We start from the raw sequence: 16,339 nt of genomic DNA on the forward strand, positions 1-16,339 counted from the left end.
CAACATCAAAGAAACCAGTCTGCTTCATGATCCATGCCCCCAATCAACTCAAGGGAAATGGAATCACAGAGCAGCTCTCAAAACCAGGGGGTTTTTCGAACCCTCCACCTGCACCAGACGCCCGGCCTCGATATCCTGCCAGACCATGATGGTAGGAAGCTGCACAACGCCGCCGCCTATCAGGGCGGCTTCACGCAGGACGGCCATGTCATCTGTTGCCAGGCGTGGGTCATGGAATACGGTGGCGGTTTGTCCGTCCTGATTTTCCAGTTGCCAGCAGTGTGTGCCGGGGTGAGTTTTGAAGTCCAGACTGGGCAACCCATGCAGATCAGCCGGTGAGGTCAGGGGGTGTGGCACTAGAGAGGGAGCCGCCACGAGACACTGGGTGCTGGTATCCAGTGTTCTCATCACGAGGTCAGACGGGGCCATGGGCGGGAACCGGACACGAATGGCGAGATCCAGCCCCTCCTTCAGCACATCTACGGTGCGGTTCGTGCTTTCAAGCTGGAGGGTCACGGCAGGATATTGCACCATGAAGCGGGCCAGCAGAGCGCCAAACTGAAAGGTGAGAAGAGCCACAGGGCAGCTCAGCCGGACCTGCCCGCAGGGTTCTGCCTGAAGCCGGGCGACAGAGCGCTCGGCGGCATCAGCTTCAGCCAGCATGGCGATGCAGTGTTCATAGAACCGGAGCCCGGTTTCCGTCACGCTGAAGTGACGGGAGGAACGCTGGATAAAGCGTGTGTGAAGCCTGTCTTCAAGCAGGCGGATGCGGCGGCTGAGGAGCGATTTCTGGAGGCCCGTTGCGCGTGCAGCCGCTGAAAATCCGCCATGTTTTACGACCAGCACAAAATATTTAAAGTCGTTGAGGTCTCTCATCGTCCTTCCAGTAGAACGCAATGTTCGATCTGGCGCTCTTCATGCGACGATAAACGATAAGCATATTGTATATCAAGCGAAGGGCGCAGATGCCTTCTTCAGAAGGAGTGAAGACAATGCAGAAGAAAATTCTTGGCACGTATGGGAATGATCGTGGGCACTGGGTTGGGGATGGTTTCCCTGTGCGCTCCCTGTTTTCCTACAGTAATTTCGGGGCTCATCTCAGCCCGTTTCTGCTGCTGGATTACGCCGGGCCACATCAGTTTGAACCAACTGACACCCGCCGCGGCGTGGGGGAGCATCCGCACAAAGGCTTTGAGACTGTCACCATCGTGTATGACGGTGAGGTGGAACACCGGGATTCCTCAGGCGGTGGCGGGATTATCGGCCCGGGCGATGTGCAGTGGATGACAGCCGGAAACGGGATACAGCACGAAGAATTTCACTCGCCTGCCTATGCAAAAACAGGCGGTGACTTCCGGATGGTTCAGCTCTGGGTCAATCTGCCAGCAAAAGACAAGGGCGTGCCTGCCGCGTATCAGACACTCCTTTCTGACAGTATCCCGACAGTCTCTTTTGCAAAAAATGCTGGTTCCCTGCGTATTATTGCCGGTGACTATCAGGGCACACAGGGCCCGGCCCGCATTTTTTCGCCACTGAACGTGTGGGATGGTGTGCTGCATGAGGGAGCGCAGGTCACGCTGGATCTCCCGGAGGGGCATAATACGGCGATTGTCTCCCTTGAAGGGCATCTCATCCTGAACGGAACGCAGGAACTGGGTGCCGCACAGTTTGCGTTGCTGGGGCTGGAGGGAGGGCAGGTCACGCTGCATGCGTCCAGAGAGTCCAGTTTTCTGGTGTTGACAGGCCAGCCGCTGAATGAACCGATTGCGGGTTACGGCCCCTTTGTCATGACGACGCAAGAAGAAATTCATCAAGCCATTGAGGATTTCAGGAATGGTCGTTTTGGCGGTATTCGTGCCTGATTTCCAGTTCTGTGCCTTCTCGCTATCGCGGTGGGGTTGTTAGCGGGAAGGGGCAGGACTACCTTTTTGATCGTTTCAACGGCGAAGCAGCATCAACGCAAAAATGAGGCTCGAGCGTTGTGGCGGAAGAGGCCGAGTTTGTCTGGAAGATCTCGGAACCCTGCCGAATGGGCGGGAAAGAGGATCATTCATATCGGATGATCACCATTGTCTATTACTATGCGGCAAGAGAGAAAAATTATGACACAGGATACATCTCTTCATTTTGTTACTCTTGTGGGCAGCCTTCGCAAGGCTTCCCTGAATGCTGTGGTGGCCCGTGCCTTGCCGCAACTGGCGCCCAAGGGAGTGCGTATTACGCCGCTTGGATCGATCGGGGATTTTCCGCATTATGATCAGGATGTGCAGGAGCAGGCCTTTCCTGCACCTGTTCTGGCTATGGCGGAGCAGATCAGGGCTGCGGATGGCGTGATTATTGTGACACCCGAATATAACTATTCCACACCGGGTGTGCTGAAAAATGCGCTCGACTGGCTTTCTCGTGTGGCTCTGCAGCCTCTGGCTGGAAAACCTGTGGTACTTCAGACGGTTTCTCCCGGTGCGATCGGGGGTGCCCGTGCGCAGTATCATCTGCGGCAAACTCTGGTGTTTCTGGATGCCTGGGTGCTGAACAAGCCTGAAGTGATGATCGGGCTGGCGCTGGAAAAATTTGATATTGAAAAGCAGGAGCTGACGGATCAGAAAACCCGTGCATATCTGACACGCCAGATTGAAGCACTGGCGGACTTGGCACGTAAGGTTGCGCCGCGCGTGTAGGGAGTTGTGTCGAGGGCGTCTCTTCCAGACTGGAAGAGGAGAGTGCTGGTGAGGGATACACTCATGCAGCCTTCCTTGCCGGTCCTGCGCGATCCGTCATAGGGTTCAAGGCCTCCGGAAGGGTCGCGCAGGACGTCTCTGGATGTTGTCACCTCACGCGTTTTCTTTACGGAGGTTCACGCAAAACGTCTTATTATGCCTATCTATATCTGAGGATAATCATGCGGGGGGTGTTGCTCCCCGTGTGAGGAGAGGGAAAGACGCTTAGCGGGCGACAGCCGGGCGTGTTGCGCGGCGTGTCGCTCAAAGGCTTTTCTGAGATGGAAATCCGTTATTGCAGCTTGGTTTTTGCGGAAAGTTGTTCGCCTGTTTCCGGATCAAGGAAAAGGGGTGCAAGGCGGGGTGGGGCAGTGAAGTCGAACAGATCACTGATGTCGTGAGCGACTGCATCGAACGAACCACCACCGAGGCGCTGGCTGTTGAGCCAGTTATCTTCAATAAAGCGGGTGATGGAGCTTTGGGTAATCTGGGTATGGCTGATTGCGTTGGTACGTGCCCAGGGTGAGATCAGGATGAACGGCGTCCGTGTTCCCGGCCCGCAACGGCCATTGACGGGTTTACCTTTCACGCCGGCAAAAGGTGTGCCTGTTCCACAACGGCCCGGGCCATTCAACTGGTCTGCTTCCGCATCCAACGAACTGTGAAGAGGCAGTGTGAACGCGTGATCATACCAGCCGTCTGAGTCATCATAAGCGATGAGAATGGCGGTATCGCGCCATTCCGGCTGCTTTTGCAGCAGGTTGACCAGTTCTACGATACCTTGTTGTTCATCCAGCGGATCAGAATAGCCTGCGTGGGCATCCTGATAGGCGGGAAGTTTTATGAAGGAAACAGCAGGCAGGCGGTGAGCCGCAAGAACAGCGGTGAAATCAGACAGATCATATTCATGATTGGCCGGATCGGGCGTTTTTCCATCCGCGCTCAGAGTGTGACCAATGGCGGCGAGAGAACTGGGCCGCGCATGAGTGGGGTTTGCCGTGCTGGCGTAATACTGGAACCAGTTATGGTGCGGGATGTAGTCAGGAATACTCTCCCGCACAACGGAGGAGAAGGTGGCACGCTGGCAGCCGGTTGAGCCGTTGCTGTTCCGCGTTTGCAAATTGAAACCGCCCATGAAGCCGCCCCAGGAAATGCCAGCGGCGTTCAGCATGTCCCCGATATTTTTGCCGGACATCATGACCTGATTGTTTTTCAGGGAGCAGACATCCCCGGCAGGATCAATATCGTTGATCATGGTCCAGCCGCCCTGTCCGTCCGCAATGTAGGGAGAGGCAGCGTCTTTGGTGGAGGGCTTCTGCGTGGTGGCAACAAGAATCATGCCGTTGGTCTGGCCTGAAACAACTTCCAATGCACCGGGCGTTGAAGGGCCGTACGTGTCTGTATAGGCGGCATCGCTCATGGCAAAGCGTTGAGCGTAATGCCAGAGAGCCGTAACGGTATTGCCGTCAAAGTACCCCATAACCTGCCCGCGGGTGGCGAAGGCACCTGTGCCACCGGATGTGCCACGGCCTGTATAGCGGGGGAACAGGTCAGCGTGGCCATCGTGATACGCCATCTGTTCGGCGGTGTAGAGGTGGTTCTGGTCGGCTGTGCTGGCCTGTGTCCGGTCCAGACGGAAAGGGAGAGCGGCATTTTTGCCGTTATCCGGCCCCGCATTGGGGTTTTTGTCCAGTAAATGAGCGCCGAGCAGTGTGTTCGCCTGCGGGGTATTGGCCGTGGCGGTAAAGGCAGGTTCACCCGGAGGATTGCTGGCTATGGGGTAGGTGCCGAAGTAATGATCAAAGGAGACATTTTCCTGATAGATCACCACCAGATGTTTGATGGGCGTTTTTGTCGCGGCTTCAGGCGTGGATGCCCAGGCGGACGATACAAGTGTCAGCATTGATGTGCTCAGGCACAGCAGGCTGCAGAAAGTCTTGAACATGGGCATTTCCGCACACAGGATTCTAAAAAGAACAACTGCGGCGTTATAGCACATCACAGGCATGTGCCCACGCATGGAGAGGGTGTGACACGCTGGAATATGCTTTAAATATCCGTCATGTCATTTAAAGGGCCCAGATACTGAAGTTTTCAGAAGGTGCGTAACAATTCTGAAACACAGAGCGTCAGCAGATAGGCTGATGCAGAGCCATACGCCCGAAGCAGGAGAGCCGCATCGGGCGTATTCGGGTGTTTCCTGCATCCTGGTCCTGTTTGGGCCTCCCCCGAGATAAGGGGGGCAGGGCAGGTGAGAGTATCGCAGGAAAAAAAGAGGTTACTGTAAAAGTTCTTTCGCCGCGAGGTAGATAGCGGAAAACCCGCAGACAATCCCTTCATAGCCGGCAATGGTCGTGAAGATGCTTTGGCCGGTGAACTCGCCTGCGGCAAGAAGCAGGAAGAGAGCGACAAGTGTTCCGAAAACAACCTGTAGTTCTTTGGATGCTTTCAGGGTTGCGACAAAAAGAATGGCGGTGAAAATACCCCATATGGTCAGATAGCTGCCGATAAGAGCCGGGGAGGATGCCGGGATAACGCCGAAATGGGGCAGAACAATAAGAAGAACAAAAGAAATCCAGAAAGCGCCATAAGAAGTAAAGGCTGTCAGACCGAATGTATTCCCATTAACAAACTCCAGAAGTCCCGCGAAAATTTGCGCAGCACCGCCAAAAACAAGCCCCATGGCAAGAATGGCTGAGCCTATGGAAACCAGACCTGCATTATGCAGGTTGAGGAGGACGGTTGTCATGCCAAAACCCATCAGCCCCAGAGGGCCGGGGTTGGCATAGGAGTGTGGTTTGTCCGTCATCATTTATTCCTTATATTTATTTCTGTTAGTTCAAAATTCTATATCAGCGTAATATTGAAAGATATTAAAATACTTCTCAGGATCGATCACATTCCAGATTGCTCACAATCCTGTCATGACTGTGGCTGACGCTCGGGAATGAGGGGTGGAGTGGACAATACCTGCCTGATGCGTGTGGCAGAAGGCTCTCAGGTAAGAGTGTTCCGGGCGAGACGGAGTATTTTCTGGCGTGGAAGTATGAGAGGGTTTCAGATAATCAATGATAACGGATCATGAAATCTGATGATATAGAAATACAGTATAAAAATATTTTTAAATGCGCATTGAAGGCGGCAGGCCCGAAAACAGGGCCCGCCGGAAAGATGATCAGGCCGGAGCGTCGATATCGACGACGTTGATCAGCTTGTGGTTGACAAATTCCTTGATGCCAAGGCCAACCAGTTCACGCCCGAAACCAGAGCGTGCGATACCACCGAAGGGCAGGTCAGCCTTGGGGATCAGCGGATGGTTGATGTTCACCATGCCTGTGCGGATTTTTGCAGCAACGCGGGTGCCGCGTGCTTCGTCCTTCGTGAAGACTGCGCCGCCAAGGCCATAGGGAGAGTCATTGGCAATGCGAATGGCGTCAGCTTCATCCTTGGCGCGATAAAGCTGTGTGACCGGGCCAAAGAACTCCCAGTGGCGGGCTGCATTGTTTTCATCCAGACCGGTCATGAGCAGCGGACGGAAGAACGTGCCCTTTTCAGGAACTTCCTGCCCGATGACTTCTACCTTCGCGCCATGCTTGACGGCTTCTTCTACCTGTCTGTGTAGGTCTTCCACCGCAGCGCGGGAAGAAAGCGGGGCCAGCGTGGTGGACGGATCCATCGGGTCACCCGCCTTCAGTTCCGCAACGCCCTTTTTGTACAGGTCAAGGAACTGGTCATACACGGCATCAGCCACAATCAGCCGCTTTGCGGAGACACACACCTGACCGGCGTTCCAGTGACGGCCCATAACAGCCCACTGGGCGGCTTTTTCAACGTCAGCGTCGTCCAGAACGATAAAGGCGTCTGCCCCGCCCAGTTCCATGGTCGCTTTTTTCAGCGCCTGGCCAGCAACAGCGGCAATAATGGCACCAGCCCCTTCGGAACCCGTGAGCGCCACACCGCACACGCGGGGGTCGTTCAGGATCATGGCGGTGTGGGAGCGTGCTGCATACAGGTTGCGGAACAGACCTTTGGGCAGACCGGCTTCCAGCATCAGCTCTTCGCAGGATGCGGCGCACTGCGGCAGGTTGGACGCATGCTTCAGCAGCACGGCATTCCCGGCGGAGAGCTGCGGCGCAATAATGCGCACCACCTGATAGAAGGGGAAGTTCCACGGCTCAACAGCGAACACGATCCCGAGCGGTTCATGCACCAGAACAGCCTTGCCTTCAGCAGGGTCTGCAACGGGCAGGCTTTCCGGCTTCAGAAGGCCTTCCGCGTATTTGCCGTAATATTCAAGAATTTCAGCCGAAAGAATAACTTCAGCTTTGGATTCAGCGAATGTCTTGCCCATTTCAAGCGTGCCCAGACGAGCATACTTGTCAATGTCACGGCGCAGGATGGCAGCGGCCGCGTTCAAGATACGTGCCCGTTCAGCGAAAGACGTGTCGCGCCATTTTTCGAAGGCAGCATGGGCTTCAGACAGCGCGGTCTGAATGTCCTGATCTGTCGCCTCCGGGAAGGTGGCAACCACTTCCTCGGTGTAGGGGTTCGTTGTCGCGTACGCCATTTTTACCTCAATAAATACTCAAAAACAGGAAAAGGAGAGCGATGCTGTACGCGTATTCCGTGAATATGAAGAGCAGATGAGAGTGCCCCGCATGACCGCAGTCCTTTGAACCTGGGGGAAATATAGACTGGTCACTTTCTGCCAGAAAGAGGGTATTTGATCGATGCTCTGATCTTGGGAGAAAAGAGGGAGGCAATGCTTTCTGCGGAATGGGGGTGAATGAGGATTGTTTTGTTGTTTGTACAAATACAGGATGAGATAAATTTATAAAGCCTATAGGATATATTTGGTAAGCGCTGAGGCTCCTTGCAGTAACAATAGGAAAGGAAGCGGAGATCATATATTTGTGATATTGATGAAATTATTGTAATAAATTTAAGGCGAGTCGTTTTTGTTTGTTTCCGAGGGTGGGTTTCAGAAGGGCGATTTTTTATCCAAGTCTTTGAGATTATGTTATATTTTGTGGTAGCTGGAGGGCGCGCCATTCAAGGTTTTATCGGGACAGTCATGGGCCGGTGCCGTGCGCAGGAGAGGAAGAGGGCTGGGGCTATCCGGCTCTGTTTGCAGGGTTTCGTAAACAGAGCCGGGTTGTTTGCAAATCAGTCAGGGCCGAGCTGATCGCACCTCAGGATGCAAGGCGTTTCGCGGCAGCCTGAACTGCGGCAAGGGCTTTACTGTCCATCCAGCTCCGGCGCTGGCGCTCGACAGCCATTTGCGCAGCGCTGATTTCGGAAGGGTCTCCGTGATGGAAGGGGGGCTGCGGCGCATATTGAATAATGAGCTGGACATGTTCCGCAGCGGCCTGCCCGCGTAGATGCGCGGCAAGAAGGAGGCCGAAATCAAACCCGGCTGTAACGCCCGCGCCGGTTATCCTGTTGCGGTCCTGCACAACGCGCTCGTGGCTTTCTATGGCACCGAGAGCGGGGAGCAGATGAACCACGCCCCAGTGAGATGTCGCCCGATAGCCTTTCAGGAGGCCAGCCGCTGCCAGAATAAGGCTGCCGGTGCACACACTGGTAACATAGCGCGATGTTGCGGCACGATTTTTCAGAAAATTGAGAACAGTTTGATTGTTCATGCAGGCGATTGTACCCATCAGTCCGCCGGGAACAAAAAGAACGTCCAGTGTTTGTGGGCAGGTGTCGGGTGTATCCGTAGGGGGGACAGGAATGCCCACGTCGGTTCTGACAGGTGTCATATCCATCCCGACAAGATGGATCTCAGCGCCAAGGATTTTGAAAATTGTCTGTGGGCCGACCAGATCCTGCAGAACCATATCGGCATAAACCAGCATCGCAATTTTTAACGGTGGCCCTGAGGGCTGCATGCTCCGCATGTGTTTTTCGTGTTCGGCCTCGGTCTCGGGTGTCTGGGCATGCGCGGGGAGGGTTTTGGCTGCAAGGGCAGCGAGTGTCAGGGCTGCAAGGTCGCGGCGTCGGAAAACTGATGCTGAGGGGGACTGAGTTTCGTGTGACATGGATGCGCTCTCCTGATGAATGATTTTTGCGAAAACGGCAGAGCCGGGCTTGTCTGTTCTGTGTGTGTTTTGTGGCATGAGCGTACGTTCCTGAGGGATGAGTTTCACAAAAACGGCTGAACCGGTTTTGTCAGTCCTGTGTGTGGAGTGTGGCATCAGAAATCGATCTGTACTGATCCAAGGGCTGAGCGAGGGGCTTCAGCGCGCATGGAGAACGTGCCGTTGGTGTCATAAATGCGGGCATTGGTGAGATTGTTCAGGGTGAGTTGGGCGCGCAGCGGCCGTCCTTTTAGCGTCAGCCGGTACCAGAGCGCTGTATCCACCCGAAAATATCCGGGGAGATAAAAACTGTTGGGGAGTGTTGCCTCGCGGCGTGTTGCTGCCCTCAGGCCAAACCCCACGCCAAGGCCGCGCAGTGTCGAGTGAGTGTCAAATTCATAGGTTGTCCAGATATTTCCGGTATGTTTGGCAACACCAGCCAGAATGCTCCCGACAGGATAGGTGTTATCCCGCGTTACAGTGGCAAATGTATAGGCGTAACTCAGCACAGCTTTCCAGCCGGGCAGGATTTCGCCGCTGACATCCGCTTCAACGCCCCGGCTCCGTTGCTGGCCGACCGCAATGGAATAAAGCGGATGCGCGGGGTCTGTTGTTGCGACATTGGAGCGATGGATATCGTAAACAGCAACAGTTGCCTGAAGGCGATTATGGAAGAGCTGCTGTTTGATACCGGCTTCGATCTGCCGCGAGAGGCTGGGAGCGAGAGGGGTGCCTCGATATGATGAGGTGGATGTTGGCAGAAAGCTGGTTGACCAGTTGAAATAGACGGATGTTGCTTTAAGCGGCGCATAGAGAATGCCAAGTCTTGGTGAAAATCTGTTTTTTGAAAAAGAAGACTCAGATCCTCCGCGTTTGTTTGCGGAGGATGTTGCCGTAACATCGTATCGCCCGCCACCCAGAAGATAGAGCCGGTTGAAGAGGGTCATATAGTCCTGAAAGTAAACCGATGCCGCATTGGCCTGAGTTGCAATATTGGAGCGCAGGTGCGCTGTTCCCGGCACGGCGGTGTAGGAGGGGGCTGCAAGGATCAGGGGAGGCAGAGATGCGGTCCATGTTTTGGCGCTGTAATCGGTCTGGTACAACTCGCTCCCGGCGAGCCAGTCATGCCGGATCGGACCTGTTCCAAAATGCCCTGAAAATTCATTCTGAAGATCAAAATCTTTCCCCATTTGTGGTCCACTGGAGACAGCGCGGGCGAGTGTTCTGCCATTGCTGGAGAGGCTCAGCGTGCTGAGGCGATCAGAGCCGAAATTATAGTTGGTGATGGAACTGGCAAAGCCGGACCGAAATCGAAAAGATGAAGAAAATTCATGAACCCAGTTATACCCCAGGCGCCATGACTTCTGGTGTGATGCGCCCAGTGTCTGGTTATCAAAATTATAAGAGAGCGGCATGGCCAGCGCCTTGCGGACCAGCGGTGTTTGAGAGGCACCCCATGTATAGTTTGAAAGCTGGTAGGAGGAAAAAACGTCAATACTGTCTCGCTGCGTGGGGTGCCAATGAAAGGTGGGGGCAATGTATGTGCTTTCATTGGAGCCAAAGTTACGAAATGTATCGTCACGCTGATATGCGAAATTGATGCGCCCGAGAAAAGTGCCATGACCGGAGAGGTCCCTGTTTCCGTCAACAGTGCCCCGGAACAGACCGAAACTTCCTCCTGAAAGACCGGTATGCAGGAAAGTATCAGCCACTGCCCGCTTTGTTGTGACGTTCACCGTTCCGCCCGAAGAGGTTGAACCGCCGTAGAGAACGGAGGCAGGCCCTTTCAGAACCTCGATTGTGTTCACGCCCTGAATATCCTGTGTGCCTGTCTGCTCCCGAAAGCCGTCACGCAATGTGGTGGAGGAGTCAGCAAACCCGCGGATACGAAATGTCAGGGAGTTGGGGAACGTCAGGTTACGTTTAACCCCGCTGACTGTCTCGATGGCCTGATTGATGCTCAGAACACCACGGTCCTGTATGAGAGCCTGCGTGACAACCTGTATTGATACGGGTGTTTTTTGGATGGGGGCCGGAATTTTGAGGGCCGTAACACTGCTGGAGGCGCGGTAAGCTGCTGCCGTCTGGCGCTTTCCGTTGACTGTAAGAAACGAGCTCTGTGCGGCTCCATGGGAGCCTTGGTCTTTCTGTTTCGACGCAGCGGTGCCCTGTGGTGCTGCCGGTTGGCCCTGCACTGTCTGCCCCCATGCGGGGCTTGCGGCAAAAGCACAGGAAACAAGAAGGGCACGCAGTGAGACGTGTGCGCACTGAAGCGGTGTGTTGGGATACTCTGACATAAGAAGACCCTTGAGAAAAACTGAAGAAAAGCAGCACCGGTGGTTCCAGAGCGGAATTCGGCGGCGGCTCGGCCTGAAGGACTCAAGGGGAGTGTGGAGGGCCTCTTGCGGGCGGACGCAGGAGCTGAGGTGCCGCAGGTGGGGCGCGGGGCTGGGATGGGCGATAGGATAGGAAGGTAATCGTAACCCTGCTGATGAACGGCCCGAGGTGGGTCAGTTGGACCATGCCCTGAAGGTGCAGGAGGGGGCACAGGAAGCAGCATGACTCAGGGTGAGGGTGCTGCGAGTTTTGTGAAGGGGGTGGGGGCGTCTGGCCTGCGTGTGGCGGCATCTCTTCCATTGCGCAATGCGGCATGGGTTGGAGGTGCAGGCCCGTCACACGTTCAAACGTTGTTCCCGCCATCTCTCCCGGCAGGGCGCGGCTTTGTAACCCAAGCTGCGCAAGAAACGTGATGACTACGATCATCATCACGCTCTGGAGAGCCAGTCTGCCTGTTTCCAGCGTATGAAAAGCTCTGGTAGCCACTGCGTAGGGGCGGAATAGCGGGAAGAAAAGGCTCATTGCTCAGGCACTTTGCCCGAATACGCCGCCGGACATGCAGGGCGTCACGCAGAAGGCTCTACAGATGGCTCGGTTTCGCGGTATGATGAAGGCATGAAGCATTCCCCCCGCAAAAAAGCCCGGTCCCCTCAGGCCAAACCCTCTGCCCGGCATGATATGAAAGCCATCATGCTCATTGGGCTGGTAACGGCGGCTCTCCTGCTCGGGGCTGGCGGGTTTCGCATGTTGCTGACAGCGCAGCACCATGCAGAGGTGGGTGGCCCGTATGCGTTGTCCGACTGCGAGGGGCATCGTGTCACGCAGGCTGATTTTCAGGGGCGCTACACGGTTTTCTACTTCGGCTACACGCACTGTATAGATGTGTGCCCGCTGGCGCTGGCAACCCTTTCCGCGGCTTTGGACAGGCTGGGGCCGCCTGCGAACGGGGTTGTGCCGATTTTTGTCTCGGTCGACCCGGATCGGGATACGTCTGCCGTGATTGAGCAGTACGTTACCCGGTTTTCTCCGCGTATTGTTGGTCTGACCGGAACGCAGGCCCAGCTCAAGGAGGTTCTTGATGCCTTTCATGTCACGGTGCGCAAAGATGCCGTGACACCCTCCGGGTACCTGATTGACCATACGTCGGTGCTGTATGTCATGGATGGTCAGAACCATCTTGCGGGCATGATCCCGGTTGATGACAGTGCTGAGCAGATGGCAGTCGAACTGACGCGTATCCTGCATCGGACCTGACGGCATCAGGTCTGTCTGCATGGTCGCGGGACGCGGCATAGGAGCACGCGCCGCGGCACCGGAAGCCCGGTGGCCGGCACAAAGCATGATGTGCATAAGCTGTGGCCTGGGTAAAACGCACAAAAGCCCATACGTTTTTACGTACAGGCGGCTTTACGTGTCAGATCACAGAGGTGGCCCCTGAGGGCATAAGGACGATCGCTCGCCCAAGGGCGGCGCACGTGTGGGAGGATAAAACCACACCCCGTGCGCGGATGCCTGAAATAGCACACCCGATAAAGCGACTGCTCCGGCCAGAACCGGAAGTTCCAGAGCATCGGACAGAACGAAGCACTCATCCTGACTCTCACCGGAATGGTGGTGCGGTGTCCTGTCGGGCGATGGAGCGGGGGTGTCACAGAGAATGGAAAGTCTGTTCAGGTGCTGAACAGGATCATTAAAAACAGCGGATGGGAGGGCAACGCTGCCTAAAGAAAGCCGTACCAGAAGCGCCAGCAGAACCAGTGGCCAGAAGACCACCTGAAATCCAGTGCGTTGAAACGACATTCTCATGCGCATTTGTTAGCGCAGGCCGGGAGAGATGGCCAGATGCCAGATATCAGATGCCAGCGTTCTGTTGGGTCAAGGTGGTCTGTCAGGCCGGGTAGTCTGTCAGGTCAGATTTCAGGGCTGTGCGGCCTTGAGGCTTTTCTTGCTTCCGCAGGCTGTGCCGCGCACAGGAAGGCCATGGCACCCCTGACATTCCCGGCGGCCATGGCTCCTGAAAGCCGGGCTGTTTCATCAACATTCAGGAGCGGGTCGCGGGCCATGTAGAGAAAGGATTCCAGCCCGATTGTCAGCAGGGTGGCGGCAATGAAATCCAGCCGGTCTGGCGTGAGGCTGTTCCGGGGCAGGGAGGCCAGAATATCCTGCTTCAGGTTTTCCAGCATGTCCCGCGTTTCGTTCATGGTGAACAGACGGGCACGGATATGGTGCTGGTTGATCTCAAAAAAGCGGGCAGCACCCTTGAGGGTGCTGAGTGCACGCAGAACAGCCTGAAAGCTTTTTGTCAGCATGCTTTCCAGAGTATCTGGCGGGCAGTGGGACTGCCGGACCATGTTTTTATTGCGTTCGATGACCTTTACCAGAAGGATATCGAATATCTTTTCTTTGGTTTTATAATAATTATAGATGCTTCCGGGTGAAACCCTGCTCAGGGAGACAATGTCCCGCACGGTTGCGGCATCCATCCCGATGGTTGAAAACACCTCCCATGCCGCAGTTTCAAAAGCCTCTTCCTTGCTGGCTCTTGTCATTTCTCTCTTTTGGGAAGTCCGGTAAGCCTTTCTTTTGACAGAGGCTTCAGAGGGCGTATCCTGAGAAGAGGGCTGTTTTGGTGTGTTCAACTCTTTTTTGGCTCCATTCATGTCTTCTTCAGGCTGGGGCTAAGGCTGTGTGCGGCCATGTTGGAGAACAAGCTTTGGGTTCCAAGGCGATACGGAAAGCAAGTCTCCTCTGTACCCGCCCCAGTCAGGCGGGGGCAGCGCATTTTTTCTTCCAGCCCGGCTTTCGGGCCAAGTGTTCAGATGTTCCAACAGGAAAACCAGACTATGGCGACTTCTCCCGCCGGGCAGGGTTCTGCACCGCAGCGCTACATGCATGATATTGCCGATATGCCGGGGGCTGCGGCATCAAAAAGCCATCGGGCGTTTGAAAATCTGATTGAGCGGGCCAGACAGCTTCCCGGCCGGGTGAGGGTGGGCGTGGTCTGGCCGTGTGAGCAGCCAGCGCTGGAGGGCGTGATGGAGGCGGCACAACAGGGGTTGGTTGAACCTGTTCTGATCGGCCCGCGCGCACGCATAACCGAAGTCGCGCAGGGTTGCGGGATTGACCTGGGTGAGACGGCTTTCGTGGAATGCGCAACACCCGGGGAGGCCGCGGCGGAAGGTGTGGCTCTGGTCAAGGCCGGGCAGGCGTATGCGCTGATGAAAGGCAGCCTGCATACAGATGTGTTGATGCGGACTGTTGTCTCACCAGAGAGCGGGTTGCACACCACCAGACGGGTGAGCCATGTTTTTCTGCTGGCTGTGCCGTCTTATGAGGATCTGATTTTTGTGACGGATGCCGCCATCAATATCGCGCCTGATCTCATGGTGAAGCGGGATATTGTGCAGAACGCCATTGATCTGCACCGGGGCCTCGGGCTGGGGGAACCGCGTGTGGCGCTGCTCTCTGCCGTGGAGACCGTAACCCCCAAAATACCGGGAACGGTGGATGCCGCGGCCCTGTGTAAAATGGCGGAGCGCGGGCAGATTGAGGGGGGTATTCTGGATGGCCCTCTGGCTATGGACAATGCCGTGAGTGCGGAGGCCGCCCGGATCAAGGGCATTGTCTCCCCCGTGGCGGGGCGTGCGCAAATTCTGGTGGTGCCGGACCTGGAGGCTGGCAACATGCTGGCCAAGAACATGATTTTTCTGGCCGGGGCGGACTCTGCCGGGGTGGTTCTGGGGGCGCGTGTGCCGGTGCTGCTCAGTAGCCGGGCGGAGAGTGCGCAGGCGCGTCTGGTCTCGATTGCCGTGGGGGCACTCTATGCGCACCATTTACAGGGGCAGGGCATATCCGCGTGACGAAAGGGAGCCACTCCGCGCTGATCATCAGGGGCCGCGCTCTGCGCCAGCCGCACCCTGTGTGAAGAGATACAGCAGAAGAGCCACAGAAAGGGCCTGATGGATGCAGGATGTCATTATCGTTTTTAACAGTGGGTCTTCCAGTCTGAAATTCACCGTTTACGATGCGGCAGACAGCCAGAGTGCAGCGGTGTTGATCAAAGGGGAAATCGAGCAGAACCAGAACGGCGCGCGGTTCCATGCCAGAGATCAGGATGGCGCTGTTCTGGCGGAGGAGGGGTGGTCTGATACCGGGTTTGATATTTTTGACCACCTGTTCCGCTGGCTGGAACAGTTTTCACAAAAGGGGCGGCTGGTTGCCGTAGGGCACCGGATTGTGCATGGCGGTGCGGAGTTTCTGGAGCCGGTTCGCATAACCCCGGAGGTGCTCGACAGGCTGGAGCGCCTGACCCCGTTTGACCCGTTGCATCAGCAAGCCACGCTGGCTCCGGTGAAAGCCATTGCGCAGAAGCTGCCTGATCTGGTGCAGATTGCGTGTTTTGACACAACGTTTCACAAGACCATCCCCAAGGTGGCGCGGCTTCTGCCTCTGCCGCGCCGGTATGAGGCGCAGGGCGTGGTGCGTTATGGGTTTCACGGCATTTCCTACAGCTATATCGCACAGAGGCTGGCCCTGATTGACCCGGCTCTTGCCGCAGGGCGGACCATTATTGCACATCTGGGGAGCGGGGCCAGTCTGTGCGCCCTGAAAAACGGGAAAAGCCTTGAAACAACAATGGGATTTTCAGCGCTGGATGGGTTGATGATGGGAACGCGCTGTGGCGCGATTGATCCGGGCGTTTTACTGTATATGGTGCAGGAGGAGCAGGCGGACTGGTCCGCGCTGGTGCAGACACTTTATCATGAGTCCGGTCTGCGTGGTGTGTCTGGCGTGTCTGCTGATATGCGGGTCTTGCGGGAGATGCGGGCCAAAGACCCGCAAGCCCCCGGCAGCGTGCGGATTACTGAAGCGCTGGACCTGTTTGTGTATCGTCTTCTTCAGGAAATCGGGGCGCTGACGGCTGTTATGGGCGGTCTGGATGGGCTGGTGTTTACCGCCGGGATTGGTGAGCATGATGCAGCTCTGCGTCATGATCTCTGTCAGGCCCTGGGCTGGGCAGGAGTTACACTGGATGACGCCGCCAACCAGCGCCATGCCCCCGTTATCAGCACATCCGACAGCCGCGTGCGAGTACGGGTTGAACCAACGGATGAAGAGCGCGAAATTTATATGAGTGTTCTGAAGTTTCTCTGAAATCAGGGGAGAGAGCGCTTCATCCTTGAAGGATCAAGTGCCCTCTCG

Annotated in this window: 12 protein-coding genes; 5 read left to right on the plus strand and 7 right to left on the minus strand. The window is 55.9% G+C overall.

All coding sequences use genetic code 11. The features are described 5' to 3' along the window. Positions 1–63: 63 nt before the first annotated feature. Positions 64–876 (minus strand): LysR substrate-binding domain-containing protein, encoded by an 813-nt coding sequence (locus tag GOB82_RS11075; RefSeq protein WP_166123052.1) that lies wholly within the window; start codon positions 874–876, stop codon positions 64–66. 116 nt (positions 877–992) lie between these two features. Between GOB82_RS11075 and GOB82_RS11080 the strand changes: the two genes are divergently transcribed. Together GOB82_RS11080 and GOB82_RS11085 are read left to right on the plus strand one after the other, a co-directional pair. Next, on the plus strand, positions 993–1,862 hold the full coding sequence (locus GOB82_RS11080; protein WP_166123054.1) for a pirin family protein: 870 nt from the start codon (positions 993–995) through the stop codon (positions 1,860–1,862). 240 nt (positions 1,863–2,102) lie between these two features. Then, entirely contained in the window at positions 2,103–2,678 is a 576-nt protein-coding gene (locus GOB82_RS11085) for an NADPH-dependent FMN reductase (RefSeq protein ID WP_166123056.1), read from the plus strand. A 331-nt stretch (positions 2,679–3,009) separates the two neighbouring features. Here the strand turns inward: GOB82_RS11085 and GOB82_RS11090 are convergent, their stop codons facing one another. The 5 genes from GOB82_RS11090 to GOB82_RS11110 form a co-directional block, all read right to left on the minus strand. Continuing rightward, on the minus strand, positions 3,010–4,662 hold the full coding sequence (locus GOB82_RS11090; protein WP_166123058.1) for a phospholipase C: 1,653 nt from the start codon (positions 4,660–4,662) through the stop codon (positions 3,010–3,012). 333 nt (positions 4,663–4,995) lie between these two features. Further along, entirely contained in the window at positions 4,996–5,526 is a 531-nt protein-coding gene (locus tag GOB82_RS11095; protein WP_166123060.1) for an acetate uptake transporter, read from the minus strand. Positions 5,527–5,892: 366 nt separating this feature from the next. Continuing rightward, positions 5,893–7,284, minus strand: coding sequence for an NAD-dependent succinate-semialdehyde dehydrogenase (locus GOB82_RS11100; protein WP_166123062.1), 1,392 nt, complete (start codon positions 7,282–7,284; stop codon positions 5,893–5,895). A gap of 625 nt (positions 7,285–7,909) precedes the next feature. Then, positions 7,910–8,761 carry a DJ-1/PfpI family protein gene (locus GOB82_RS11105; protein WP_166123064.1) on the minus strand — a complete coding sequence of 284 codons (852 nt, stop codon included), beginning with the start codon at positions 8,759–8,761 and terminating at the stop codon, positions 7,910–7,912. Positions 8,762–8,916: 155 nt separating this feature from the next. Beyond that, on the minus strand, positions 8,917–11,097 hold the full coding sequence (locus tag GOB82_RS11110; RefSeq protein ID WP_166123066.1) for a TonB-dependent siderophore receptor: 2,181 nt from the start codon (positions 11,095–11,097) through the stop codon (positions 8,917–8,919). A 655-nt stretch (positions 11,098–11,752) separates the two neighbouring features. Here GOB82_RS11110 and GOB82_RS11115 point away from each other — a divergent pair. Then, positions 11,753–12,391 carry an SCO family protein gene (locus GOB82_RS11115; RefSeq protein ID WP_166123068.1) on the plus strand — a complete coding sequence of 213 codons (639 nt, stop codon included), beginning with the start codon at positions 11,753–11,755 and terminating at the stop codon, positions 12,389–12,391. A 656-nt stretch (positions 12,392–13,047) separates the two neighbouring features. Here GOB82_RS11115 and GOB82_RS11120 read toward each other — a convergent pair. After that, the gene (locus GOB82_RS11120) at positions 13,048–13,686 is read right to left on the minus strand and encodes a TetR/AcrR family transcriptional regulator (RefSeq protein ID WP_242007367.1); all 639 of its coding nucleotides are present in this window, start codon (positions 13,684–13,686) and stop codon (positions 13,048–13,050) included. Between the two features lie 294 nt (positions 13,687–13,980). On the opposite strand from GOB82_RS11120, the gene GOB82_RS11125 reads away from it, so the two are divergent. Together GOB82_RS11125 and GOB82_RS11130 are read left to right on the plus strand one after the other, a co-directional pair. Beyond that, entirely contained in the window at positions 13,981–14,997 is a 1,017-nt protein-coding gene (locus tag GOB82_RS11125) for a bifunctional enoyl-CoA hydratase/phosphate acetyltransferase (RefSeq protein ID WP_166123072.1), read from the plus strand. A 103-nt stretch (positions 14,998–15,100) separates the two neighbouring features. Continuing rightward, positions 15,101–16,291 (plus strand): acetate/propionate family kinase, encoded by a 1,191-nt coding sequence (locus tag GOB82_RS11130; protein ID WP_166123074.1) that lies wholly within the window; start codon positions 15,101–15,103, stop codon positions 16,289–16,291. Positions 16,292–16,339: the final 48 nt, after the last annotated feature.

This window comes from Acetobacter farinalis (assembly GCF_011516935.1).
Classification (GTDB): Bacteria; Pseudomonadota; Alphaproteobacteria; order Acetobacterales; family Acetobacteraceae; genus Acetobacter; species Acetobacter farinalis.

Excerpts from the sequence above, each read along its gene's own strand:
- GOB82_RS11090 (WP_166123058.1), bottom strand. The coding sequence starts at position 4,662 with ATGTTCAAGACTTTCTGCAGCCTGCTGTGCCTGAGCACATCAATGCTG.
- GOB82_RS11095 (WP_166123060.1), bottom strand. The coding sequence starts at position 5,526 with ATGACGGACAAACCACACTCCTATGCCAACCCCGGCCCTCTGGGGCTG.
- GOB82_RS11075 (WP_166123052.1), bottom strand. The coding sequence starts at position 876 with ATGAGAGACCTCAACGACTTTAAATATTTTGTGCTGGTCGTAAAACAT.
- GOB82_RS11080 (WP_166123054.1), top strand. The coding sequence starts at position 993 with ATGCAGAAGAAAATTCTTGGCACGTATGGGAATGATCGTGGGCACTGG.
- GOB82_RS11105 (WP_166123064.1), bottom strand. The coding sequence starts at position 8,761 with ATGTCACACGAAACTCAGTCCCCCTCAGCATCAGTTTTCCGACGCCGC.
- GOB82_RS11120 (WP_242007367.1), bottom strand. The coding sequence starts at position 13,686 with ATGACAAGAGCCAGCAAGGAAGAGGCTTTTGAAACTGCGGCATGGGAG.
- GOB82_RS11115 (WP_166123068.1), top strand. The coding sequence starts at position 11,753 with ATGAAGCATTCCCCCCGCAAAAAAGCCCGGTCCCCTCAGGCCAAACCC.
- GOB82_RS11130 (WP_166123074.1), top strand. The coding sequence starts at position 15,101 with ATGCAGGATGTCATTATCGTTTTTAACAGTGGGTCTTCCAGTCTGAAA.
- GOB82_RS11085 (WP_166123056.1), top strand. The coding sequence starts at position 2,103 with ATGACACAGGATACATCTCTTCATTTTGTTACTCTTGTGGGCAGCCTT.
- GOB82_RS11125 (WP_166123072.1), top strand. The coding sequence starts at position 13,981 with ATGGCGACTTCTCCCGCCGGGCAGGGTTCTGCACCGCAGCGCTACATG.
- GOB82_RS11110 (WP_166123066.1), bottom strand. The coding sequence starts at position 11,097 with ATGTCAGAGTATCCCAACACACCGCTTCAGTGCGCACACGTCTCACTG.
- GOB82_RS11100 (WP_166123062.1), bottom strand. The coding sequence starts at position 7,284 with ATGGCGTACGCGACAACGAACCCCTACACCGAGGAAGTGGTTGCCACC.